The sequence below is a fragment of the Enterobacter cloacae complex sp. 309I3 genome (genome assembly GCF_050031595.1).
Classification (GTDB): Bacteria; Pseudomonadota; Gammaproteobacteria; order Enterobacterales; family Enterobacteriaceae; genus Enterobacter; species Enterobacter cloacae.
The window spans coordinates 3,971,526-3,996,183 of the sequence record NZ_JBLGWI010000001.1 but is presented as its reverse complement, the minus strand read 5'-3'; the positions used below and the strand labels follow the sequence as shown (position 1 = coordinate 3,996,183).

General features: G+C 55.6%; 21 protein-coding genes and 1 pseudogene. 16 read left to right on the top strand and 6 right to left on the bottom strand.

Going from position 1 to position 24,658, the window contains the following annotated elements:
• The first annotated feature begins 103 nt into the window (after window positions 1-103).
• Window positions 104-1,366 (top strand): diaminopimelate decarboxylase, encoded by a 1,263-nt coding sequence (gene lysA / locus ACQG22_RS19075; RefSeq protein ID WP_369706551.1) that lies wholly within the window; start codon window positions 104-106, stop codon window positions 1,364-1,366.
• Here lysA and ACQG22_RS19070 read toward each other — a convergent pair.
• Window positions 1,336-2,373 carry a LacI family DNA-binding transcriptional regulator gene (locus ACQG22_RS19070; protein ID WP_023620433.1) on the bottom strand — a complete coding sequence of 346 codons (1,038 nt, stop codon included), beginning with the start codon at window positions 2,371-2,373 and terminating at the stop codon, window positions 1,336-1,338. The two genes, lysA and ACQG22_RS19070, sit on opposite strands and share 31 nt — an antisense overlap.
• Window positions 2,374-2,673: 300 nt before the next feature.
• On the opposite strand from ACQG22_RS19070, the gene ACQG22_RS19065 reads away from it, so the two are divergent.
• From ACQG22_RS19065 to ACQG22_RS19050, 4 genes are all read left to right on the top strand, one after another.
• A complete protein-coding gene (locus tag ACQG22_RS19065) occupies window positions 2,674-3,999 on the top strand; it encodes a PTS sugar transporter subunit IIC (protein WP_114519403.1) in 1,326 nt (441 codons plus the stop codon).
• Window positions 4,000-4,006: 7 nt separating this feature from the next.
• Window positions 4,007-5,434, top strand: a complete 1,428-nt coding sequence (locus ACQG22_RS19060) for a glycoside hydrolase family 1 protein (protein ID WP_248091544.1) — start codon at window positions 4,007-4,009, stop codon at window positions 5,432-5,434.
• A gap of 90 nt (window positions 5,435-5,524) precedes the next feature.
• Window positions 5,525-6,298 (top strand): GntR family transcriptional regulator, encoded by a 774-nt coding sequence (locus ACQG22_RS19055; RefSeq protein ID WP_013098561.1) that lies wholly within the window; start codon window positions 5,525-5,527, stop codon window positions 6,296-6,298.
• Window positions 6,295-6,771, top strand: coding sequence for a GNAT family N-acetyltransferase (locus tag ACQG22_RS19050; RefSeq protein ID WP_013098560.1), 477 nt, complete (start codon window positions 6,295-6,297; stop codon window positions 6,769-6,771). Before ACQG22_RS19055 ends, ACQG22_RS19050 begins: the two co-directional genes overlap by 4 nt.
• On the opposite strand, the gene galR is transcribed toward ACQG22_RS19050, so the two are convergent.
• Complete coding sequence (gene galR, locus ACQG22_RS19045) at window positions 6,732-7,748, bottom strand: HTH-type transcriptional regulator GalR (protein WP_013098559.1); 1,017 nt, start codon at window positions 7,746-7,748, stop codon at window positions 6,732-6,734. The two genes, ACQG22_RS19050 and galR, sit on opposite strands and share 40 nt — an antisense overlap.
• 422 nt (window positions 7,749-8,170) lie before the next feature.
• On the opposite strand from galR, the gene aas reads away from it, so the two are divergent.
• Both aas and lplT read left to right on the top strand, forming a co-directional pair.
• Window positions 8,171-10,330, top strand: coding sequence for a bifunctional acyl-ACP--phospholipid O-acyltransferase/long-chain-fatty-acid--ACP ligase (aas, locus tag ACQG22_RS19040; RefSeq protein WP_038420521.1), 2,160 nt, complete (start codon window positions 8,171-8,173; stop codon window positions 10,328-10,330).
• The gene (lplT, locus tag ACQG22_RS19035) at window positions 10,323-11,516 is read left to right on the top strand and encodes a lysophospholipid transporter LplT (RefSeq protein ID WP_023620430.1); all 1,194 of its coding nucleotides are present in this window, start codon (window positions 10,323-10,325) and stop codon (window positions 11,514-11,516) included. Before aas ends, lplT begins: the two co-directional genes overlap by 8 nt.
• 90 nt (window positions 11,517-11,606) lie before the next feature.
• On the opposite strand, the gene ACQG22_RS19030 is transcribed toward lplT, so the two are convergent.
• The 4 genes and pseudogenes from ACQG22_RS19030 to ACQG22_RS19015 all read right to left on the bottom strand — a co-directional run.
• On the bottom strand, window positions 11,607-12,647 hold the full coding sequence (locus ACQG22_RS19030) for an NADP(H)-dependent aldo-keto reductase (RefSeq protein WP_013098556.1): 1,041 nt from the start codon (window positions 12,645-12,647) through the stop codon (window positions 11,607-11,609).
• Between the two features lie 132 nt (window positions 12,648-12,779).
• Window positions 12,780-12,998 (bottom strand): YgdI/YgdR family lipoprotein, encoded by a 219-nt coding sequence (locus ACQG22_RS19025; RefSeq protein WP_013098555.1) that lies wholly within the window; start codon window positions 12,996-12,998, stop codon window positions 12,780-12,782.
• A gap of 128 nt (window positions 12,999-13,126) precedes the next feature.
• Complete coding sequence (gene mutH, locus ACQG22_RS19020) at window positions 13,127-13,819, bottom strand: DNA mismatch repair endonuclease MutH (RefSeq protein WP_013098554.1); 693 nt, start codon at window positions 13,817-13,819, stop codon at window positions 13,127-13,129.
• Window positions 13,820-13,973: 154 nt separating this feature from the next.
• Window positions 13,974-14,060, bottom strand: a pseudogene (locus tag ACQG22_RS19015) (hypothetical protein); the annotation flags it as partial.
• Between the two features lie 442 nt (window positions 14,061-14,502).
• On the opposite strand from ACQG22_RS19015, the gene rppH reads away from it, so the two are divergent.
• From rppH to recC, 9 genes are all read left to right on the top strand, one after another.
• Window positions 14,503-15,033 carry an RNA pyrophosphohydrolase gene (gene rppH / locus ACQG22_RS19010; RefSeq protein ID WP_013098553.1) on the top strand — a complete coding sequence of 177 codons (531 nt, stop codon included), beginning with the start codon at window positions 14,503-14,505 and terminating at the stop codon, window positions 15,031-15,033.
• Between the two features lie 12 nt (window positions 15,034-15,045).
• Complete coding sequence (gene ptsP, locus ACQG22_RS19005) at window positions 15,046-17,292, top strand: phosphoenolpyruvate--protein phosphotransferase (protein ID WP_020689338.1); 2,247 nt, start codon at window positions 15,046-15,048, stop codon at window positions 17,290-17,292.
• Window positions 17,293-17,639: 347 nt separating this feature from the next.
• A complete protein-coding gene (gene lgt / locus ACQG22_RS19000; protein ID WP_013098551.1) occupies window positions 17,640-18,515 on the top strand; it encodes a prolipoprotein diacylglyceryl transferase in 876 nt (291 codons plus the stop codon).
• A 6-nt stretch (window positions 18,516-18,521) separates the two neighbouring features.
• Window positions 18,522-19,316 carry a thymidylate synthase gene (thyA, locus tag ACQG22_RS18995; RefSeq protein ID WP_013098550.1) on the top strand — a complete coding sequence of 265 codons (795 nt, stop codon included), beginning with the start codon at window positions 18,522-18,524 and terminating at the stop codon, window positions 19,314-19,316.
• A 184-nt stretch (window positions 19,317-19,500) separates the two neighbouring features.
• Window positions 19,501-19,965, top strand: a complete 465-nt coding sequence (locus tag ACQG22_RS18990) for a prepilin peptidase-dependent protein (RefSeq protein ID WP_038983914.1) — start codon at window positions 19,501-19,503, stop codon at window positions 19,963-19,965.
• Window positions 19,956-20,519, top strand: coding sequence for a prepilin peptidase-dependent protein (locus ACQG22_RS18985; protein WP_058650442.1), 564 nt, complete (start codon window positions 19,956-19,958; stop codon window positions 20,517-20,519). Before ACQG22_RS18990 ends, ACQG22_RS18985 begins: the two co-directional genes overlap by 10 nt.
• Window positions 20,516-20,917, top strand: a complete 402-nt coding sequence (locus tag ACQG22_RS18980; protein ID WP_013098548.1) for a DUF2509 family protein — start codon at window positions 20,516-20,518, stop codon at window positions 20,915-20,917. The genes ACQG22_RS18985 and ACQG22_RS18980 overlap by 4 nt, the downstream gene beginning before the upstream one ends.
• The gene (locus ACQG22_RS18975; RefSeq protein WP_013098547.1) at window positions 20,902-21,225 is read left to right on the top strand and encodes a prepilin-type N-terminal cleavage/methylation domain-containing protein; all 324 of its coding nucleotides are present in this window, start codon (window positions 20,902-20,904) and stop codon (window positions 21,223-21,225) included. Before ACQG22_RS18980 ends, ACQG22_RS18975 begins: the two co-directional genes overlap by 16 nt.
• 12 nt (window positions 21,226-21,237) lie before the next feature.
• The gene (gene recC, locus ACQG22_RS18970; RefSeq protein WP_038983848.1) at window positions 21,238-24,612 is read left to right on the top strand and encodes an exodeoxyribonuclease V subunit gamma; all 3,375 of its coding nucleotides are present in this window, start codon (window positions 21,238-21,240) and stop codon (window positions 24,610-24,612) included.
• Window positions 24,613-24,658 lie beyond the last annotated feature (46 nt).

The following is a 24,658-nucleotide window of genomic DNA, read 5'->3' as shown; positions in this document are numbered from 1 at the left end:
AACTATCCATATCATTTTTGCATAGACTCGCGATAAAACGATATTTTTTATTCTCTTTCTGCTGTGGCGTAATCATAAAAAAGATGACCACCCGGAGAAGACCATGCCACGCCCGCTTAACCAGACTGACACCGATTTAAATGCCGACAACCTGCTGCGCCTGCCTGCCGAGTTTGGCTGCCCGGTATGGGTCTACGATGCGCAAATCGTTCGCGAGAAGATTGCCGCGCTGCATCAGTTTGACGTGGTGCGTTTTGCCCAGAAGGCGTGTTCCAATATCCATATCCTGCGCCTGATGCGCGAGCAGGGCGTGAAGGTTGACTCCGTGTCGCTGGGGGAAATCGAGCGCGCGCTGGCGGCTGGTTACGATCCAAAAACCGATCCTGACGCAATTGTCTTTACTGCGGATCTGATCGACGACGCGACGCTTGCCCGCGTGCATGAACTGCAGATCCCGGTTAATGCCGGGTCTGTGGATATGCTGGAACAGCTTGGACAGGTTTCTCCCGGCCACCGCGTCTGGCTACGTGTGAACCCCGGTTTTGGCCATGGTCACAGCCAGAAAACCAACACTGGCGGTGAAAACAGTAAACACGGCATCTGGTATGCCGATATGCCAGCCGCCCTGGAGGTATTACAGCGTTACAACCTGAAGCTGGTGGGCATTCATATGCACATTGGTTCGGGCGTGGATTACGGTCACCTGGAACAGGTGTGCGGCGCGATGGTGCGTCAGGTTATCGACTTCGGGCAGGATCTGGAGGCGATTTCCGCCGGTGGTGGCCTTTCGATTCCTTATCGTGAAGGGGAAGAGGCGATCGATACCGATCACTATTACGGCCTGTGGAGCGCCGCCCGCGACAAAGTTGCCGCGCATGTGGGGCATCCGGTGAAGCTCGAAATTGAACCGGGTCGTTTCCTGGTGGCGGAATCTGGCGTGCTGGTTGCTCAGGTGCGTAGCGTGAAAGAGATGGGATCGCGCCACTTCGTGCTGATTGATGCGGGCTTTAATGACCTGATGCGTCCGTCCATGTATGGCAGCTACCACCATATTTCAGCGCTCGCCGCCGATGGCAGCGATTTAACCGACGCCCCACGTATTGATACGGTTGTCGCAGGCCCGCTGTGTGAATCGGGCGATGTCTTTACCCAGCAGGAAGGGGGTAAAGTAGAAACCCGCGCGCTGCCGGAGGTGAAACCCGGGGATTATCTGGTGCTGCACGATACCGGCGCTTATGGGGCGTCGATGTCTTCTAACTACAATAGCCGCCCGCTGCTGCCGGAAGTGCTGTTTGATAACGGCAAGGCGCGGCTGATCCGTCGCCGCCAGACCATTCAGGAGCTGCTGGCGCTGGAACTCGTCTGAGTAAAATATGGCCCCGTGGTTACCGAGTCGCGTAGTACCAGCGTACCGGTAAACGGCGGGATCGCTTCTACCGGCTGGTTTTTTGCCAGCCGGATCGCCTGGTCGATGGCCGTGACAATCATATTATCTATCGGCAGATAGACCGATGAGAGCGCAGGCTCCAGCCATTTTGCGCTGGGCGCATCGTCAAAGCCAAACAGTGAAATATCCTGCGGGATCTTCAGCCCTGCCTGGTGCAAGGCTTTGGAGGCTCCCAGCGCCATATCATCGTTACAGGCAAACAGGGCGCTAAACGGCACACCGTCAGCAATCAACTCCCTGCACAGTTCATACCCCCGCGTCATGCCCGCATCGCCGTACTTAATCCGCCGCTCATCCAGACGAATGCCGTGCTTTTCCAGCGCTTTACGGTAGCCCATCAGGCGGGCTTTACCGGTAGGGGTGTGGATAGGGACGGTAATACAGGCGATCTCCCGGTGGCCCTGGTTTATCAGGTAATCCACGGCCTTAAAGGCGGCATCCTGCTGTTCGAAGAAGACGCAGCGATCGGGAGCCTGGCTGACTTCCCGGTTGATGACCACCAGCGGGGTTTGCACGGAGTGGATCAACTTCATGATCGCTTTTTCGCTCATGTAGCGCGTGTAGAGCACAATGGCGTCACACTTGCGATCGGCCAGCATCTGTACCGCCTGTTCTTCCTGTTCCGGCGCGTCATGACCGTCGGTGACGATCAGCTGCTTCCCGTGCGTTTCGGTCTGCCGGGAGGCCTGCTGAAGGAGGCGGCCAAAGTAAAAGCCATCGAAGGTCGAGACCACCAGACCAATGCTGTTGCTGGTCTGGTTAGCCAGCGAACGCGCGAGAAAATTCGGGCGATACCCCAGCTCTTCCATTGCCGCGAACACCTGCTGACGCGTGCTCTCTTTGACCTGACCTGTGCCGTTCAGCACGCGTGATACCGTGGCTTTTGATACACCTGCGCGCAGTGAGACATCCAGCATTGTTGCCATTAGACATTCCTGATTCCACGTAACGATCTGCAGTTTAACACAGACCATCCGGCGCATAAGCGACGCGGGAAGGGCAAAACGCCCATCACGATCACGCTTTTCAGTAACGATCCAACATAACCGAAGAAATTGCTGCAATTGGTATACCAAATTGGTCATAAATCACGATCTGGAATACCGCTGGTGGTGTTGAGAGCTTAATCACAGAACCATTACCTTCATAAAGCTATTTTTGGTATGCCAATAGTATCCGGCTGTACACCTTATTCAATAAAAGCCCTTTTACTGAGGTAATACCCTATGGCATTGCAGGAAAAACTGATCGACGCTCTGGGCAGTTTCGCCACTAAATTCAACAGTTATCGCTATATCATGGCGATCAAGTCAGCTTTCATTACCTTAATGCCGGTCATCATCGTTGGGGCGTTCTCTGTGCTGATCTCCAATATGGTGCTGGATCCGAAAAACGGCCTGGCGAGCTTCTCGTCGCTGTCGTTCCTCGCCGCGCTAAAGCCGATCACCAGCGCGCTGAATTACGCCACGCTGAACTTCCTTAACATTGGTGCGGTATTCCTGATTGGCATTGAGCTGGGGCGCGTCAACGGTATCAAATCCCTTTTCCCGGGGCTGCTGGCGGTGATCTGTTTTATTTGCGTGACGCCCACCACCGTGGAGATGCTGGTGGATGGCGAAATGCACGTGGTGAAAGATGTGCTGCTGCGCCAGTTCTCAGATACCCGCAGCCTGTTCCTCGGCATGTTTATCGCCATTCTGTCCGTTGAAATCTACTGCTGGCTGGAGAACCGCCCGGGGCTGAAGATCCGAATGCCAGACACCGTGCCGCCTAACGTGGCCGCGTCGTTCTCCGCGCTGATCCCGGCGATTATTACCACCACTGCCATTGCCACGCTGGGGTTTGTGTTTCATCAGATCACCGGGATGTATCTCTACGACGCGGTGTATCAGGTGGTGCAACAGCCGCTGGAGCGGGTGGTGCAAAGTCTGCCTGGGATCCTGCTGCTGATGTTCGTTGCACAGCTTTTCTGGGTGATTGGTATCCACGGCAACCAGATGATCAAGCCGATCCGCGAGCCGCTGCTGCTGGGGGCGATCACCGTCAACATGAGCGCGTTTGAGCAGGGTAAAGAGGTGCCGAACATCATCACCATGCCGTTCTGGGATGTATATATGAGCATTGGTGGTTCGGGCCTGACTATCGGCCTGCTGATCGCGGTGATGATTGCCACCAAACGCAAAGAGATGAAAGAGATCGCCAAGCTTTCCATCGGCCCGGGGATTTTTAATATCAACGAGCCGGTGATCTTCGGTATGCCAATCATGCTTAACCCGATCCTCGCCATTCCCTTCATTATCACTCCACTGGTGACGGGCTCCATCGGCTACTTCGCCACCGTGACCGGGTTTGCCGGTAAAGCGGTGGTGATGGTGCCGTGGACGACGCCGCCGCTGATCAACGCCTGGCTCTCTACGGCAGGTTCGATGGGGGCGGTGATCACCCAGCTCATCTGCATTGTGACGGCGGTGATTATCTATCTGCCGTTTGTGAAAATCGCTTCACGCCGCGCAGAGCAGGCCGCGCTGCAGCAGGCCACTGACAACCCGTGAGGATGCGATGAGCACAAAACAGATAGCCATACCGCAGGATTTTATTCTCGGCGCGGCCGCATCGGCCTGGCAGACCGAAGGCTGGAGCGGTAAAAAGCCGGGGCAGGATTCATGGATCGATCTCTGGTACAAGAATGACCGTCACGTCTGGCACAACGGCTATGGCCCGGCGGTGGCGACCGATTTTATCAACCGTTTTCGCGAGGATGTGGCCCTGATGAAGCAGGCGGGGCTGACGCACTACCGCACCTCGATCAACTGGTCACGCTTTTTAACCGACTACGAAAACGCGACGGTGGATGAAGAGTACGCTGCCTACTACGACGCGCTGTTCGATGAGATGCACCGTCAGGGCATTGAGCCGATGATCTGCCTCGAACATTACGAACTGCCGGGCGTGCTGCTGGATACCTACGGCGGCTGGGCGTCAAAGCATGTGGTTGAGCTGTTTGTCCGCTATGCGGAAAAGGTCTTTGCACGCTACCACGGTAAAGTGACCCGCTGGTTTACCTTCAACGAGCCGATTGTCGTCCAGACCCGCGTCTATCTGGACGCGCTGCGTTGGCCGTATGAGCAGAACACCGGCACGTGGATGCAGTGGAATCACCATAAGGTGCTGGCGACGGCAAAGGTGGTGAAGCTGTTTCGCGAGAAAGGCTATCGCGGTTCTGTGGGCTGTATTCTCAACCCTGAAGTGACCTATCCCCGCTCCCGCGCACCGCATGACGTGCGGGCCGCTGAGATGTATGACCTGTTCTACAACCGTCTCTTCCTCGACCCGCTGGTCCAAGGGGGCTATCCCGCAGAGCTTTTTACCCTGCTGGAGCAGCATCAGGTTGAGTGGGAGTACACCGCGGACGAGCTGGCGCTGATTGCGGATAACACCGTCGACGAACTGGGGATTAACCTCTACTACCCGCACCGTGTGAAGGCACCTTCCCGCGCCTGGCATCCGGACACGCCATTCCACCCGGCATACTACTACGAGCCGTTTGAACTGCCGGGGCGGCGAATGAACCGCTCCCGCGGCTGGGAGATCTACCCGCGCATTATTTACGACATGGCGATGCGGATTAAAAAAGACTATCGCAATATCGACTGGTTCGTGGCGGAAAGCGGAATGGGAGTGGAAAACGAAGCGCAATTTCGCAATCGCGATGGGATTATCGACGACACTTACCGCATCGATTTCATCAGCGAACACCTCTACTACACGCTGCTGGCGCGGGAGGAGGGGGCGAACTGCCATGGCTATATGCTGTGGGCATTTACCGACAACGTCTCACCGATGAACGCGTTTAAAAACCGCTACGGGTTGATTGAGATCGATCTGGATAACCAGCGTGCCAGACGAGCAAAAAAATCAGCCTCCTGGTTCCGGCAGCTACGCGATACGCGGAGGCTCACGCTTCAGGTTGATGATGAATGGAAGTAGGCGAAAAGCATGCCGGTTCTGGTAAAATAGCGCACAAACTGGCCGGGAGGACGCCCGGTCTGCGCATTAACTGAAAAAACAGGTGAAAACGTGGATAAGGCTGTCATCCTACCGGAAAAAAAACAGTACCAGGAAATTGGCGAGGATTTACGGGCGCAGATTATCCAGGGGCACTATCCCGTAGGTTCGCGTCTTCCTCCTGAGCGCAATATTGCCGAGAAGTACGGCGTAAGCCGCACCATCGTGCGCGAGGCCTTACTGATGCTGGAGTTGCAGGGCACGGTGGATATACGCCAGGGCTCCGGTGTTTATGTGATGCGCATCCCCGAAGAGCATGAAAACGAAGAAGAGCGTTTTCTCAATAGCGACGTGGGGCCGTTTGAGATTTTACAGGCCCGTCAGCTCCTCGAAAGCAATATTGCCGCGTTTGCCGCCAAAATGGCGACCCGTGCAGACATCGACAATCTGCGCCGTATTATCGAGCAGGAGCAACGCGCGATTGCCGCCGACGATAATAGTCAGGACAACAATAAGATGTTCCATCTGGTCCTTGCGGGCGCGACGCAAAATCAGATGCTGCTGGCGACGGTGGAGAGTATCTGGCATCACATGGACAGCAGTCCGCTGTGGCAGCAGTTTAATGGCCACATCGCCAGCCGCGCGTACCGCCTGAAATGGCTGGGTGACCGGCAAACCATCCTGGCCGCGCTGCGCCGCCGTGACGTCATGGGCGCCTGGCAGGCAATGTTCCAGCATCTGGAAAACGTGAAAAAAAGCTTACTTGAACTCTCAGACGAAGATGCGCCGGATTTTGACGGCTATCTCTTTGAATCTGTGCCTATTTTCCAGGGGAAGCTGGTATGACTATTCTGCCGCTCTACGCCGAACCGCAGTATGCGGAGCAGGTGACCGACTGGATCTGGCAGGCCTTTGGCGACGGCCTGCCCCGGGCGTTTTTCCACAGTATTGTTGAGCACAGCCAGACGCCGGGCGCATTACCGCTGACCTTTATTGCCCTGGAGAACGAACAGCTTGTGGGCACCGTAGGGCTCTGGCGCTGCGATCTGATCACCCGACAGGATCTTTGCCCCTGGCTGGCAGCCCTGTATGTGGATGACGCGGCGCGAGGCAAGGGGCTGGCGGGGCTGCTGCAAAAGCATGTTATCCACTATGCCGCGCAGGCCGGGTATGACACGTTGCATCTCTGGTCTGCCTGTCGTGACTTCTACGAACGTTACGGCTGGCAGTATATCGGCGATGCGCTGGAGTACCCGGACAAAACGGTACATCTCTATCGCTATTCGTCCGGGGCTTCGGCGGGTGCCCCAACAGAGTGACGGCGCACTAACGTTGGACTAAACAGGTGGGTGATTTCCGGTGGTTGACGCTGCTCGGCGAGTGCTAACGCCAGCTCGGCCGCCTGCGTGGCCATGGTGATAATGGGGTAGCGGACGGTGGTCAGGCGAGGGCGCACGTAGCGGGAGACCAGCACATCATCGAAGCCAATAAGGGAAATTTCTCCCGGCACCTCAATCCCGTTGTCATTTAACACCCCCATAGCTCCGGCTGCCATCGAGTCGTTATAGCTGGCGACTGCGGTGAAGTTCCTTCCACGTCCTAACAGCTCTGTCATTGCCTGTTCGCCGCCGCTCTCGTCGGGTTCACCGTAAGCCACCAGCCGGTCATTGCACGGCAGACCGTTTTCGCGCAGGGCATCGTAATACCCCTGCAGGCGATCTTCGGCATCGGAAATGGGGTGGTTTGAGCAGAGATAACCAATGCGGGTGTGACCCTGTTGAATCAGATGGCGGGTGGCAAGCCAGGCACCGTAGCGGTCGTCGAGCGCCACGCAGCGTTTCTCAAACCCGGGAATAATCCGGTTGATGATCACCATGCCGGGGATCTGCTTCATCAGATGAATGAGTTCGGCGTCGGGGATCATTTTGGCATGGACAACCAGCGCCGCGCAGCGGTGGCGGATCAGTTGCTCGATAGCCTGGCGTTCTTTTTGTTCATTGTGATAGCCATTGCCGATCAGCAAAAAATTCCCGGTCTGATAAGAAACCTGCTCAACCGCTTTCACCATGGCGCCGAAAAAGGGGTCAGAGACATCACCCACAACCAGCCCGATGGTTTCGGTTGACTGTTGAGCGAGCGCACGGGCGTTAGCATTAGGATGGTAGTTCAGAGATTCCATGGCGTTTTGCACCGCCTGGCGTGATGCGTCACTGGCTTTTGGGGAGTCGTTGATCACGCGCGACACGGTCGCGACGGAAACACCTGCCAGACGGGCCACATCCTTTATTGTCGCCATTCATTACCTTCTTAGTGGGGGTAAGCGTTTACACGCCAATAAGTGTTGCGGAAAAGCGCCGTGCATTCAAGGGGGGCGCGCTGTCCCTCTCCACAAACGTGACGCAGCACAACCCCGGCGGTGTAATCGTTACACGGCCAGACATGTCGGAATAATGTCAATCTGAACCTTTAGTTACACTTTGCCTCAGGCTGTTGCGATTGTCCGATAGCGGGAAAGAAGACGACATTGATAAAGTTGAGATCCCAGAGGTATTGATTGGTGAGATTTCTTAGTACGGTTTCGTACTCATCTCTTGCACCAACCTGCGCGGATGCGCAGGTTTTTTTTCGCCTCTATTTTTGCTGTCGCTCCTGTACCACTTCTCGTGTAATCTGCCACCATTTACTTACCCTTCACACTGGCTGGCAAAGGGAGTTGAGATGCTTTTTGGGTTCTTTCGCACACTGTTCCGTATCCTCTTTCGCGTCCGTCTAACGGGCGATGCAACGGCGCTCCGCGGCGAGCGTGTACTTATCACACCAAACCATGTTTCCTTTATCGACGGCATCCTGCTGGCGCTGTTTCTGCCTGTGCGCCCGGTGTTTGCGGTCTATACCTCTATTAGTCAGCAGTGGTACATGCGCTGGCTCACCCCGCTGATTGATTTTGTGCCGCTCGACCCGACAAAACCGATGATGATTAAACATCTGGTACGTCTGGTTGAGCAGGGACGTCCGGTGGTGATTTTCCCGGAAGGGCGGATCTCGGTCACCGGCTCGCTGATGAAAATCTACGACGGGGCAGGGTTTGTGGCGGCGAAGTCAAAAGCGACCGTTGTGCCACTGCGTATTGAAGGGGCGGAGCTCACCCATTTCAGTCGTCTGAAAGGGTTAGTGAAGCAGCGCCTGTTCCCGAAAATCACCCTGCATATTCTGCCGCCAACCTCATTACCGATGCCCGACGCGCCGCGTGCGCGTGACCGCCGTAAAATCGCCGGTGAAATGCTGCACCAGATCATGATGGAAGCGCGGATGGCCGTCCGCCCGCGCGAAACGCTCTATGAATCTCTGCTGTCGGCGCAGTACCGCTATGGCGCGAAGAAAAACTGCATTGAAGACATTAACTTCACCCCGGACACCTATCGCAAGCTGCTGACCAAAACCCTGTTCGTGGGACGTATTCTTGAGAAATATAGCCAGAAAGGCGAGAAGATTGGCCTGATGCTGCCTAACGCCGGGATCAGCGCGGCGGTGATTTTTGGTGCGGTTTCCCGGGGCCGTATCCCGGCGATGATGAACTACACGGCGGGCGTAAAAGGGCTGACCAGCGCCATCACCGCGGCTCAAATCAATACCGTTTTCACCTCGCGCCAGTTCCTCGACAAAGGCAAGCTGTGGCACCTGCCGGAGCAGCTGACGCAGGTACGCTGGGTCTTCCTGGAAGATCTGAAAGCGGACGTGACGACGGGTGACAAGCTGTGGATTTTCGCTCACCTGCTGATGCCGCGTCTGGCCCAGGTCAAACAGCAGCCGGAAGATGACGCCATTATCCTCTTTACTTCTGGCTCAGAGGGAAACCCGAAAGGGGTGGTTCACAGTCACAAGAGCATTCTGGCAAACGTGGAGCAGATTAAAAGTATTGCTGACTTTACCGCCAATGACCGGTTCATGTCGGCGCTGCCGCTGTTCCACTCCTTTGGCCTGACGGTGGGGCTTTTTACCCCGCTGTTGACCGGTGCCGAAGTGTTCCTTTACCCAAGCCCGCTCCATTATCGCATTGTGCCGGAGCTGGTGTATGACCGTAACTGCACCGTGCTGTTTGGCACCTCAACCTTCCTCGGTAATTACGCGCGCTTTGCCAATCCGTATGACTTTTACCGCGTGCGCTATGTGGTGGCCGGGGCGGAAAAACTGCAGGAGAGCACGCGCCAGATTTGGCAGGACAAGTTTGGTCTGCGCATTCTTGAAGGCTATGGCGTTACCGAATGCGCGCCGGTGGTCTCGATCAACGTGCCGATGGCGGCGAAGCCGGGGACGGTGGGCCGTATTCTGCCGGGAATGGATGCGCGTCTGCTGGCGGTACCTGGCATTGAGGACGGTGGCCGTCTGCAACTCAAGGGGCCAAACGTGATGAACGGTTATCTGCGCGTGGAAAATCCGGGCGTGCTGGAAGTGCCGACGGCGGAAAACGTCAATGGCGAGAGTGAGACGGGCTGGTATGACACCGGAGATATTGTCCGTTTCGATGAACAGGGCTTCGTGCAGATCCAGGGCCGGGCAAAACGCTTCGCCAAAATTGCGGGTGAGATGGTCTCGCTGGAGATGGTTGAGCAACTGGCGACAGCGGTATCCGCTGACAAGCTGCATGCTACGGTTGTGAAGAGCGATGCCAGCAAAGGCGAAGCACTGGTGTTGTTCACCACCGACAGCGAACTGAAACGCGACCGGTTGCTACAGCATGCGCGTGAACATGGCATTCCTGAGCTGGCGGTACCGCGCGATATTCGTTACCTGAAGCAGCTTCCGGTGCTGGGCAGCGGGAAGCCTGATTTCGTGACCCTGAAGGGTATGGTTGACGAGGCGGAACAGCAAAATGCGTGAGTCAGTACACACTAACACTTCACTCTGGTCGAAGGGCATGATGGCGGTCATTGCCGCCCAGTTTCTCTCTGCCTTTGGTGACAATGCGTTACTGTTTGCCACCCTGGCATTGCTGAAGGCCGAGTTTTATCCAGACTGGAGCCAGCCCATCCTGCAGATGGTGTTTGTGGGTGCTTACATTATTTTCGCTCCGTTTGTCGGACAGGTGGCGGACAGCTTCCCGAAAGGCCGGGTGATGATGTTTGCGAACGGCCTGAAACTGCTGGGCGCCGCCAGTATTTGTTTTGGTATTAACCCGTTTATCGGCTACACGCTGGTGGGCATTGGCGCAGCGGCGTACTCCCCGGCGAAGTATGGCATCCTGGGGGAACTCACGACCGGCGATAAGCTGGTGAAAGCCAACGGGCTGATGGAGTCCTCTACCATTGCGGCGATCCTGCTCGGCTCTGTCGCAGGGGGCGTACTGGCTGACTGGCATGTGCTGGCGGCGCTGAGCGTGTGTGCAGTAGTTTATGGCGGGGCGGTGGTAGCCAACCTGTTTATTCCAAAATTGCCGGTGGCTCGCCCGGGGCAATCCTGGCGCTTTACGCCTATGACAGGCAGTTTCTTCAACGCCTGCCGCGTGCTATGGCGTAACGGTGAAACGCGCTTCTCCCTGATGGGCACCAGCATGTTCTGGGGCGCAGGCGTCACGCTGCGTTTTCTGCTGGTGCTGTGGGTGCCGGTGGCGCTGGGGATTACTGACAATGCGACACCGACTTATCTTAACGCAATGGTGGCGATTGGGATTGTCGTTGGGGCTGGCGCGGCGGCGAAGCTGGTGACGCTTGAGACCGTTGCACGCTGCATGCCTGCGGGGATCCTGATTGGCGTGGTGGTGCTTATCTTCTCGCTGCAGCACGCCTTGCTACCCGCCTACGCGCTGCTTGTCCTGATTGGTATTCTGGGGGGCTTTTTCGTTGTGCCGCTCAATGCGCTGTTGCAGGAACGCGGCAAGCAGACCGTCGGCGCAGGGAATGCCATTGCAGTGCAAAATCTCGGTGAAAACCTGGCGATGCTGTTAATGCTGGGGCTCTATTCGCTGGCCGTTAAAGTCGGTGTGCCGGTGGTGGGGATTGGCGTAGGATTCGGTGCGCTGTTTGCGCTGGCGATTACCGGATTATGGCTCTGGCAGCGTCGCCGTTGATAAGAGCGGCCTGACGCCCTCACCACGGCCTTCTCCTACGGGAGAGGGCGCAAACATTAAAAACGGCAACCAGGTTGCCGTTTGCTTTTATCACGGTGCCGGGTAGGTGTATACCTGATGCACCGCTTCAATCTCTGCTAATACCTCTTCACTTAGATTCAGATGGAAACTCTCGATATTCGTTTTCAGCTGTTCCATGGTCGTTGCGCCCAGCAGAGTGCTGGCAACAAACGGCTGACGACGCACGAAGGCCAGGGCCATCTGAGCTGGATCAAGACCGTGACGTTTCGCGATATCCACATAGGCCGCCACGGCTTTTTGTGTCTGCTCACCGCTGTAGCGGGTAAAGCGGCTGAACAAGGTGTTACGCGCTCCGGCAGGTTTCGCGCCGTTCAGGTATTTCCCTGTCAACGTACCAAAGCCCAGACATGAATAGGCGAGCAATTCCACCTCTTCGTATTGCGTCACTTCGGCCAGACCCACTTCATAGCTGCGGTTGAGCAGGCTGTATGGGTTCTGGATGGTGACGATGCGGGGCAGGTCATGTTTGTCCGCCAGGTGCAGATAGCGCATCACGCCAAAGGCCGTTTCGTTAGAGACACCGATGTAGCGGATTTTTCCCGCTCGCTGGCATTCGGCCAGGGCTTCCAGCGTTTCCAGTAGCGTAACGGCCGGGGCGCTCTCATTCCAGCTATAGCCCAGCTTTCCAAAGCAGTTGGTGGGGCGCTGCGGCCAGTGAACCTGATAGAGATCGAGATAGTCGGTTTGCAGGCGCTTCAGGCTGGCATCCAGCGCGGCGCGGATATTTTTGCGATCGAGGATCTGGTTTGGACGGATCCCGGCATCGTTGTTGCGTGCGGGGCCGCTGACTTTTGACGCAACAACCAGCTTTTCGCGATTCCCGCGTTTGGCGAGCCAGTTGCCGACGTAGGTTTCGGTAAGCCCCTGCGTTTCCGGACGAGGCGGTACAGGGTACATCTCAGCAACATCAATCAGGTTAATGCCCTGGCTGACGGCATAATCGAGTTGTGCATGGGCATCGGCTTCGCTGTTTTGTTCACCAAATGTCATCGTGCCCAACCCCAGTTGGCTTATTTCCAGAGCGCTGTGGGGGATACGGTGATAATGCATAGCCGGCTTCCTTCATTAGAAATACAGACCACGTCAGGAACCTCCCGACAAAGGAATATAAACATGGCAGAGGGGAAGCAAAAGGGGAAGAAAAAAATCAAAAAGGCCAGCAAGCCACTGACCTTTATCTGTTTATCGCTCGATAATCTGCGAAACTTCGTCGCGATTGATCTGCATTTTATTACCCTGCTGGTCATGGTAGCTGACCAGGCCAGTATCATCGTCGACTTCAGGTTTACCGTCGGTCAGGATCATCCGGCCATCTTTCGTCGCCATAACGTAATCGCTGCTACAGCCCGATACCGCAAACGCTAAACCCACTGCTGAAATCAACACTGCCCATTTTTTCATCGTTATCGTCCTCACCTGGCTCGTATCAAATCATAGTGTAGTATTAACCTGATATATCGAAAGGAGAAAGGGGGAAAATCTTAAATCCCCGTCGATTATGTTTGATAGTTCGCAAAATGAGTAAAAAACTATGTTTTCAGTAAGAAATGGCGAGCCAGCAGCGCACCTGTGAAGTTCTTTTTGAGATAAAAGCCGCGCGGCAACGTGAGTATCGGTTCGCCCTTGGCGCCAATAGCCTCGGTGAGGGCTTTGCTGTTGGCCGCTTTCGGACGCAGCTGTAAAACTTCTCCGTGTCGGGCCGTGATGCGCTCTACCTGTCCAAGGACGATCATATCCATCAGCTCTTCCCAGTCCAGCCTTAGCTGCCGCTCTTCATCTTCATCGGGACTCCAGAGCAGCGGCGCGCCTACCCGGCGTTCAGCCAGCGGGATCTGGCGTTCACCCTCAACCGGAACCCAGAGCACACGCTTGAGTTTATGGCGAACATGGCTGGTTTCCCACGTCACGCCGGTATTCCCGGTTAACGGCGCCACGCAGACAAAGGTGGTTTCAAGGGGCTTTCCCAGACGGTCTATGGGAATGGTTTTTAGCTCAACGCCCAGAGCCGCAAAATCCTGCTCGGGTTTACTCCCCGCACTTGCCCCCAGCCACAGTTCAAGCAACATGCCGATCCAGCCCTTATCCCGTTTCAGATCCTTTGGGATCGGCAACCCTGCCATCGCTGCGAGTTCGCCAAGCGAAAAGCCCGCCAGACGTTGCGCCTGCCCAAGCAACTGGGCTTCGCTTGTTGGCGGAGAAAGCATGGGTGAAAGCGCAAGCATGACGGCAACCTTTTGATTAAAAAATAAACTAAGAAACTATCCCCTGTGGATAGAGTTTAACTTTTTCTGTACGAATATGCCATGTGCATGATTTTTAGGTTTTTTTAGTCATGCCAGACCGTTCTTTATGAAACGAAAAACGGGTTGTTCAATTCTGGTCACTGACAATAAACAGGATCTTACACCATGTTATCCACAGAAAAGTGGGATAACTGGGAATAACCCTGACTACTGTTTCAATTTACAGCCTTGACGTGCGACGAAAATCGAATTTTCACACAAATTGTGCCTAACTTATTGGCACAATCTGTGGATAAAACCGACGCTGTTCGATCTTTCATCAGCATAACGATCATAGGTGTGATGATCGTCACGTAATTCCTTCCTGGGGCGCTAAAAATAGAGCTAATTAAATGAATATTATAGGAATGTTTTCAGCGGGTGACACGGTGTAGCGAAGGGCTCTTCAGGTTGTTCATCGGTAATTCCACACTTCTTCACAACTATATCCACAGAAAAGGTGAATAAAATTGCCCTTGTTGCCGCTTATCTGTTTATAACTCTGCGCATATTTGTGAGTTATTCAAATGTTATTAGGTTGCAGGCCTGTAAGAGAGTGGTTTACCGCCTCCCTGTAGTGTGAAACAATCATTCATATATCAGATTTAGTTTGGGGTAGTCCGGTGATTGATGACGATGGCTACCGCCCGAACGTAGGAATAGTAATTTGTAATCGTCAGGGCCAGGTGATGTGGGCCCGGCGATATGGTCAGCACTCCTGGCAGTTTCCGCAAGGCGGGATCAACCCAGGGGAGTCCCCAGAACAAGCGATGTACCGGGAGCTGTTTGAAGAGGTCGGTTTAAGCCGAAAAGATGTTCGCATCCTGGCTTCGACCCGCAACTGGTTGCGTTACAAGTTACCGAAACGTTTGGTGCGTTGGGACACAAAGCCGGTTTGTATCGGCCAGAAACAGAAGTGGTTTCTGTTGCAATTGGTGGGCAACGATTCAGATATCAATATGCAAACCAGCAGTACGCCGGAGTTTGATGGCTGGCGCTGGGTGAGTTACTGGTATCCTGTTCGTCAGGTCGTGTCATTTAAACGCGATGTTTACCGTAGGGTGATGAAAGAGTTCGCAAGTGTTGTCATGCAGCTTCAGGAGATCCCGCCTAAGCCGCAGAGCGCACCTGCCTGGCGACGTAAAAGAGGTTAAGCTACGCAAATCATGCTCACCCGCTTGCGAGAAATAGTCGAGAAAGTGGCCAGTGCGCCTCGTCTGAACGAGGCGCTGAATATTCTGGTCACTGACATCTGTCTTGCGATGGAAACAGAAGTCTGTTCGGTGTATCTGGCCGATCATGACCGACGTTGCTACTACCTGATGGCGACCCGTGGTTTAAAAAAACCACGCGGTCGTACCGTTACGCTCGCCTTTGATGAAGGTATCGTAGGCCTGGTGGGGCGACTGGCTGAACCCATCAACCTTGCCGACGCGCAAAAGCACCCCAGCTTTAAATACATTCCCTCCGTAAAAGAAGAGCGTTTCCGCGCCTTCCTGGGCGTACCGATCATCCAGCGTCGTCAACTGCTTGGCGTACTGGTCGTTCAGCAGCGCGAACTGCGTCAGTATGACGAAAGCGAAGAGTCTTTCCTCGTGACGCTAGCCACGCAGATGGCTGCGATCCTCTCTCAGTCTCAGCTTGCCGCCCTGTTTGGGCAGTACCGTCACACGCGTATTCGTGCGCTGCCGGCCTCGCCTGGCGTGGCGATTGCTGAAGGCTGGATGGACGCCACCCTGCCGCTGATGGAACAGGTGTACGAAGCCTCAACGCTGGATGAAGCGCTTGAGCGCGAGCGCCTCACCGCGGCGCTGGAAGAGGCGGCCAACGAATTTCGGCGTTACAGCAAACGCTTTGCCGCCGGGGCGCAAAAAGAGACGGCGGCCATTTTTGACCTCTATTCGCACCTGCTCTCCGATGCGCGTCTGCGCCGTGAGCTTTTTGCCGAGGTTGATAAAGGTGCCGTAGCGGAATGGGCCGTTAAAAAGGTCATCGAAAAATTTGCGGAGCAATTTGCCGCACTGACAGACGGTTACCTGAAAGAGCGTGCGGGAGATTTACGTACACTCGGTCAGCGTCTGCTGTTCCACCTTGATGACACGATCCAGGGGCCGAATGCCTGGCCAAAACGCTTTGTGCTGGTTGCCGATGAACTGTCCGCGACCACGCTGGCGGAGCTGCCGCAGGACAGGCTGGCAGGTGTGGTGGTGCGCGATGGCGCAGCTAACTCCCATGCGGCTATTATGGTTCGTGCCCTGGGTATCCCCACCGTTATGGGGGCCGATATTCAGCCCTCGGTGCTGCACCGACGCACGCTGGTGGTGGATGGCTATCGCGGTGAGCTCCTGGTCGATCCTGAGCCGGTCCTGCTCCAGGAATACCAGCGCCTTATCAGTGAAGAGAATGAATTAAGCAAGCTGGCGGAAGATGACGTCGACCTGCCTGCACAGCTCAAAAGCGGCGAGCGCATCAAAGTTATGCTCAACGCAGGGTTAAGCCCCGAGCATGAAGAGAAGCTCGGCAGCCGCATTGATGGCATCGGCTTATATCGCACTGAAATCCCGTTCATGCTGCAAAGCGGCTTTCCCTCAGAAGAGGAGCAGGTCGCACAGTATCAGGGCATGTTGCAGATGTTTAACGACAAGCCGGTTACCCTGCGTACCCTGGACGTTGGGGCGGATAAACAGCTGCCGTATATGCCAATCAGTGAAGAAAACCCGTGCCTGGGCTGGCGTGGGATCCGCATTACGCTGGATCAGCCTGAGATCTTCCTGATCCAGGTGCGCGCCATGCTGCGCGCGAATGCGGCGACCGGGAACCTCAGCATCTTACTGCCTATGGTCACCAGCATTGATGAGATCGACGAAGCGCGACGGTTGATCGAACGTGCAGGCCGTGAAGTAGAAGAGATGATCGGTTACGCGATCCCCAAACCGCGGATCGGGGTGATGCTCGAAGTGCCTTCCATGGTCTTCATGCTGCCGCAGCTGGCGAACCGGGTGGATTTTATCTCTGTCGGGACCAACGATCTGACGCAGTATATTCTGGCCGTCGATCGTAACAACACGCGTGTTGCCAGTATTTATGACAGCCTGCATCCGGCTATCATTCGGGCGCTGGCGATGATTGCCCGTGAAGCGGAACAATACGGTATCGATTTGCGGCTGTGTGGCGAAATGGCCGGGGATTCAATGTGCGTTGCGATCCTCATCGGCCTGGGGTATCGCCATCTGTCGATGAACGGCCGCGCTGTCGCACGTGTGAAGTACCTGCTGCGCCATATTGACATCGAGGATGCCCGCGAGCTGGCCGAGCGCAGTCTTGAAGCGCAGCTGGCAACAGAAGTGCGTCATCAGGTCGCCGCGTTTATGGAGCGACGCGGCATGGGCGGCCTGATCCGCGGTGGCCGCTGAAGTTTTTATCTCTCTACCTGTAGGCTGAGGGATCCACAATGATTCATAAACAGAAGCAATAACGCTGCTCTCAGAATGACCACCAGAGCTGTATGTTCCCCCTCACCCCAGCCCTCTCCCAGGAGGAGAGGGAACTGTCCGTGCGTAATTTTTCTGTGGGGATCCCTCTGCCCCGTGGGAGAGGGCAACATCCCATATCATCCTCTATACACATCTTTTACATCTCTGGCGCATCCTCCGCGTTCGCCTTGTGCTATGATTCGCAACTTTGGAGCCTCTGCTGACTGCCGGGGCGCATCTTTACCGCTGTCCACTTTCAGCGGAATAACAACATCTTGTGGTGACAGATGAACAGTGGTTATCTGCATTTTCCGGAATTTGATCCGGTCATTTTCTCAGTAGGACCCGTTTCGCTTCACTGGTACGGTCTGATGTACCTGGTGGGCTTCATTTTTGCTATGTGGCTTGCTGGCCGTCGCGCCAGTCGTCCTGGCAGCGGCTGGACCAAAAACGAAGTCGAAAACCTGCTTTACGCGGGCTTCCTCGGTGTGTTCCTTGGTGGGCGTATTGGCTATGTCCTGTTCTATAACCTCCCGGTATTCCTCAACGATCCGCTCTATCTGTTCCGCGTCTGGGACGGGGGGATGTCCTTCCATGGCGGCCTGATTGGTGTGATTCTGGTGATGGTGATTTTTGCCAAACGCACCAAACGCAACTTCTTCCAGGTATCGGATTTTATCGCGCCATTGATTCCGTTTGGTCTGGGGGCTGGTCGTCTGGGCAACTTCATTAACGGCGAGCTGTGGGGACGTGTCGACCCGAGCGTTTCCTTTACTATGCTGTTCCCGGGCTCGCGCGCGGAAGACCTGGCGCTGCTGCCGTCTCATCCTGAATGGCAATCCATTTTTGATACGTACGGCGTTCTGCCGCGTCACATGTCTCAGCTCTATGAACTGGCGCTGGAAGGCGTGGTGCTGTTTATCATCCTGAATCTGTTTATCCGCAAACCGCGCCCGATGGGGGCTGTCTCCGGCCTGTTCCTGATTGGCTACGGTGCGTTCCGTATCATCGTTGAGTTCTTCCGCCAGCCGGATGCGCAGTTCACCGGCGAGTGGGTACAGTACATCAGCATGGGGCAAATCCTCTCCATTCCGATGATCGTGGCAGGTGCCATTATGATGATTTGGGCGTATCGTCGTCGTCCACAGCAACAACTTTCCTGAGGAACCATGAAACAGTATCTTGAATTGATGAAAAAAGTGCTCGACGAGGGCACGCCGAAAAATGACCGTACCGGAACAGGCACGCTCTCCATTTTTGGCCACCAGATGCGCTTCAACCTGCAAGAAGGCTTCCCCTTGGTGACGACAAAGCGCTGCCACCTGCGCTCGATCATTCATGAACTGCTCTGGTTCCTGCAAGGCGATACCAACGTTGCCTATCTGCACGAAAACAATGTCTCTATCTGGGACGAATGGGCAGATGAAAACGGCAATCTGGGCCCGGTGTACGGCAAGCAGTGGCGTGCGTGGCCAACGCCTGATGGCCGCCATATTGACCAGATTACCACCGTGATGAACCAGCTGAAAAACGACCCGGACTCGCGCCGTATTATCGTTTCTGCCTGGAACGTGGGTGAGCTGGATAAAATGGCGCTGGCACCGTGCCATGCGTTCTTCCAGTTCTATGTGGCTGATGGCAAACTCTCCTGCCAGCTTTACCAGCGCTCTTGCGATGTCTTCCTCGGCCTGCCGTTTAACATCGCCAGCTATGCGCTGTTAGTACATATGATGGCCCAGCAGTGCGATCTGGAAGTGGGCGATTTTGTCTGGACCGGTGGGGATACGCACCTGTACAGCAACCACATGGAACAGACGCATCTCCAGCTGACCCGTGAGCCGCGTGCACTGCCGAAGCTGATTATCAAACGTAAACCGGAATCGATCTTCGATTACCGCTTTGACGACTTCGAGATTGAGGGATACGACCCGCATCCGGGCATCAAAGCGCCTGTCGCAATCTGATACAGCAAATCGTTACATAACCGGCGCATTTACGCGCCGGTTTTTTTTCGTCTGTACTCTGTTCCCCGAGGCGTTATCCAGTCGGCGTGCAACGCGCTGCAACGGATAACATTCTCTGGATAACGCCTCGTAAAACCCCGAATTGCGGCTCGTCATGTTCACGGCGTTTCGCCACACTCCCGGCATGAAAAAAGAGCGCGGCTATACGCTTATCGAAACTCTGGTTGCCATTTCGCTGGTTATTATCCTCAGCGCGACAGGGCTCGCCGGCTGGGACAACTGGCAACAGCGGCAGAGGTTGTGGCAGGTCGCCTGTCAGGTCCGCGACTATCTGGTGTTTCTGCGAAACGATGCCAATCGTCACAACCGTGACCACCTGATTACGCTTCAGCAGGACGACAGAGGCGCCTGTTTGATGAGCTCTGCGGTGCAGGGCTGTGAGAACAACAGCCCGTATGTGCTCAGACCGTTGTGGCCTGACGTCGTGCTAAGGGAGGTTACGCCTTCATTAGGATTCTATGGATTAAGGGACACGGCGTGGGCAGGGCGGATACGCGTACAGAGCAGGGCAGGAGAATGGATGATTGTCGTCTCAAACGGAGGGCGTATCAGGATGTGCACTGTTACAGGGGAAAATGCATGCCGATGAACCAGCACGGCTTCTCACTCACAGAGGTGCTGATTGCAATGGCGATCAGCAGCATTCTGTTACTCAGCACGTCGCGTTTTTTACCGGAGCTGCAACGGGCAGTTTTGCTGCAATCCAGGGCGCAAGAGCGTGAAGAAGAGATCTGGCAACGCCTGTTCGCGATTGGCAAGCAGTTACAGCGCGCGGGGTATTGCGCGGGTAATTGTCAGGGGCAGAGCCTGACCATCGGCAGGGAGGGAAGCTGTGTGATTGTCCGGTGGGATGCAAACAGTAACGGCACCTGGGACACCTCAGCATCGGATAACGAAAGTACGGGGTTTCGTCTGGAATCAGGCGCGCTGGAAACCCTGCGTGGCGCGACGGGGTGTGAAGGAAAAGGATGGGAGAAGCTTACCGACCCGGCCCGGCTTATGATCCATACATTTGTGGTACGTAAACATGAGCACCCGGGATTTGCGCCAGCGTTATATCTCGAGTTGACCGCCAGCGGGGTGAATGATAAGCACGCTGCCCCTTACCAGGTTCGCTATGGCGTTACGGGGTTTAACTTGTGAACCGCCAGAATGGGATTGCCTCACTGACGCTGGTTCTGCTGTTACTGGTGTTAGGCACACTGATCCTGACCGGCCTTAACCAGCAACTCATAACATTTACCATGCTGGTTGGCGACGAGAGCCGCGCCATCCAGCAGCAGGCAGCCGCGCAGTCTGCGCTGGAGTGGGGGCGCGTTCAGCACTGGTCGTTGCAGCCTGATGTACAGTGCAAACAGAGACAAACGCAACGTGTTTGTTTGCGTGTACTGAATGAGTCGCAGGTGTTACTCATCGCTGGAGATGGAGAGCTGTTGCTCTGGCGTGGCGGGGAGATTGTCAACGGGCACATACGCTTTTTACCTCATGGCTGGAGTGATTTTTGCCCGCTAAAGGAGCGTGCGTTATGTCGGTTGCCGTAAAGAATGAAAAGGGGTTCAGCATGGTCGACGTGTTGCTGGCGATGATGCTGCTGGTGGCGATCGTAACGGCGCTGTCCGGCTATCACCGGGCGCTGGCTTCCCGCTTTGCCCTGTTTAGCCAGTATCGTCAGCTCTGGCACATCGCCTGGACGCAGTCGCAGATGGATGCTGGTGCGCTGCCAGCAGGCTGGCAGATAAACCGGATGCAGACAACGCAGTCTGGATGTGTCAGCATCACGGTTACACTTATTTCTCCTCTGGGTCGACGCGGTGAGATGACGCGTCTGCATTGCCCGGTTAGCCAGTAGTCGGGAGCGTCTATGTTAAGGGTCTACCACTCAAATCGTCTGGATGTGCTGGAAGCGCTGATGGAATTTATCGTTGAGCGCGAGCGGCTCGACGATCCGTTTGAGCCTGAAATGGTGCTGGTGCAGAGCACCGGTATGGCACAATGGCTGCAGATGTCGCTTTCCCGTAAATTTGGCATCGCGGCGAATATCGATTTTCCGCTTCCCGCGAGCTTTATCTGGGAGATGTTTGTCCGCGTGTTGCCTGACATCCCGGAGCAGAGCGCGTTTAACAAACAGAGCATGAGCTGGAAGCTGATGGCGCTTTTGCCAGATATGCTCACGCATGATGAGTTTGCCATGCTGCGCCACTACCTGCATGACGATACCGACAAACGCAAGCTGTTCCAGCTGGCATCACGTACCGCGGATCTCTATGACCAGTATTTAGTGTATCGTCCGGAATGGCTGACTCGCTGGGAGGCGGGTGAGTTAGTGGAAGGTCTGCCGGAGGCGCAGGTCTGGCAGGCGCCGCTGTGGAAAGCGCTGGTGGAGCATACCGAAAAGCTGGGTCAACCCAAGTGGCACCGTGCGAACCTCTACCAACGGTTCATCTCCATACTGGAAAATAGCACTGACCGACCGGCCCGGCTGCCCTCCCGCGTATTTATCTGCGGTATTTCCGCCTTGCCACCCGTCTATCTGGATGCGCTGAAAGCGCTCGGAAAACACACCGACATCCATATTCTGTTTACTAACCCCTGCCGCCATTACTGGGGCGACATTCAGGATGACCGGTGGCTTTCGCGGCTTGTGACGCGCCAGCGGCGACGTCTCTTTGAAGAACGCACGGTGCCCTTGTTTAAAGACAGTGCCTCTGCCGCGCAGCTTTTTGATGAGCAGGGCATTCAGAACCTGCCTAACCCGCTGCTTGCCTCATGGGGCAAGCTGGGCCGGGACTACATTCATATGCTCTCTGATATCACCTCGTCAGGCGAAGGCGACGTGGATGCGTTTGTTGAAATCACGCCGGACAGCCTGCTGCACAATATCCAGTCCGATATTCTGGATCTGGAAAATCGCGCGGTGATGGGCGTGACGGCCGAAGAATTTGAACGCAGCGACACGAAGCGGAGACTGGATCCCGACGATCGCAGTATCACGGTGCATGTTTGCCACAGTGCGCAGCGTGAAGTCGAAGTCCTGCACGATCAGTTGCTCGCCATGCTACAGGACGATCCTGACCTGACACCGCGTGATATCGTGGTGATGGTGGCGGATATCGACAGCTACAGCCCCTTTATTCAGGCCGTTTTCGGCAGTGCGACGGGAGAGCGCTACCTGCCTTATGCCATCTCTGACCGTCGGGCTCGCCAGTCTCACCCGGCCTTGCAGGCATTCGTTACCCTGCTGTCACTGCCCGACAGCCGCTTCATTTCCGAAGATGTCCTGGCATTGCTCGATGTCCCCGTGCTGGCCGCTCGTTTTAACATTAACGAAGAGGGGTTACGCTACCTTCGTCAGTGGGTAAACGAGTCTGGCGTACGTTGGGGGATCGATGACGACAACGTACAGGAGTTTGAGCTTCCCCCTACCGGGCAGCACACCTGGCAGTTTGGTCTGACGCGTATGCTGCTGGGGTATGCCATGGAAAGCAGCCAGGGCGAGTGGAACGAGGTCCTGCCTTATGATGAATCCAGCGGGCTCATCGCGGAGCTTGTCGGGCATTTAGCCTCGCTGCTGATGCAGCTTAACCGCTGGCGACGTGCGCTAATGCAGCCGCGTCCGCTGGAGGAGTGGCTGCCGGTTTGCCGGGAACTGCTCAATGATTTCTTCCTGCCGGACAGTGACACGGAAGCCGCAATGGCGCTGATTGAAACACAGTGGCAGGCGATAGTCGATGAGGGGGTGAACTCCCACTATAACGAAGCGATCCCGCTTTCGCTGCTGCGGGACGAATTGACCCTGCGCCTCGATCAGGAGCGTATCAGCCAGCGCTTCCTTGCCGGGCCGATCAATATCTGCACGCTGATGCCCATGCGTTCCATTCCCTTCAAAGTGGTGTGTCTGCTTGGTATGAATGACGGTGTTTATCCGCGAGCCCTGCCGCCGCTGGGCTTTGATCTCATGAGCCCGGCACCGAAGCGGGGCGACCGTAGCCGTCGTGATGATGACCGCTACCTCTTCCTTGAGGCGCTTATTTCCGCGCAGAACAAGCTTTACATCAGTTATATCGGTCGGTCGATTCAGGACAACAGCGAGCGTTTTCCCTCTGTTCTGGTGCAGGAACTGGTGGACTATATCGGACAGAGCCACTACCTGCCGGGGGATGAAGAACGTAACTGCGATGAGAGCGACCAGCGGGTGAAAGCGCATATCACCTGTTGTCACAGCCGTATGCCGTTTGACCCGATGAACTACGTCGCCAGCGAATTGCAGAGCTATGCCCAGGAGTGGCTGCCCGCGGCGAAAAAAGAGGGGAAGGCGCACAGTGATTTCATTCAGGAGCTCGACGCGCGGCCCATTGAAACCCTGACCTTCGAACAGCTGCAGCGTTTTTGGGCGCATCCGGTACGCGCCTTCTTCCAGCAGCGATTGCAGGTAAATTTCCGCTCGGAAGAGAGCGAAATTCCTGACGCAGAACCGTTTACGCTGGAAGGGCTGGAACGTTATCAGTTAAACCTCCAGCTGCTGAATGCGCTGGTGGAGCAGGAAGATGCTGACAAACTGTTCCGCCGCTATCGCGCTGCGGGGCAATTACCGTATGGTGCGTTTGGGGAGATCGTCTGGGAGGCGCAGTGCACAGAGATGAAGGCGCTTGCCGAGCGTGTTATCGAATGCCGACAGCCGGGAACAAGCCTCGAAATCGACCTCAACTGCAACGGTATCCAGCTGACGGGCTGGCTGACGCAGGTTCAACCGGACGGGCTGCTGCGCTGGCGGCCTTCCATGCTGAGCGTTTCACAGGGTTTGCAACTCTGGCTCGAACATCTTGTCTACAGTGCTGGCGGTAACCAGGGTGAAAGCCGGATGTTTGTACGCAAGGAGGGCGAGTGGCGTTTCCCGCCAATGGAGCCGGAGCAGGCATTACATTACTTGTCCTTGTACATTGAAGGTTACCGTCAGGGGATGAACAAGCCGCTGCTGCTGCTGCCTGAAAGTGGCGGGGCGTGGATAAAAGCCTGTTATGACGCGCAGAATGATGCGATGTTAACGGATGACGCTTCACTGCAGAAAGCGCGGAGTAAATTTGTTCAGGCCTGGGAAGGTAACATGATGGTCCGTGGTGAAGGCGATGATGTCTGGTATCAACGGTTATGGCGAACGCTTGAGCCAGAATACTTTGAGACCATCACGGAAGAGGCACAACGTTACCTGTTACCGTTGTTCAAATTTAATCAGTCCTGAGTGCTGTATAAAAATTGCGCAGTAAAGGGTGTTCATTTATGATGCA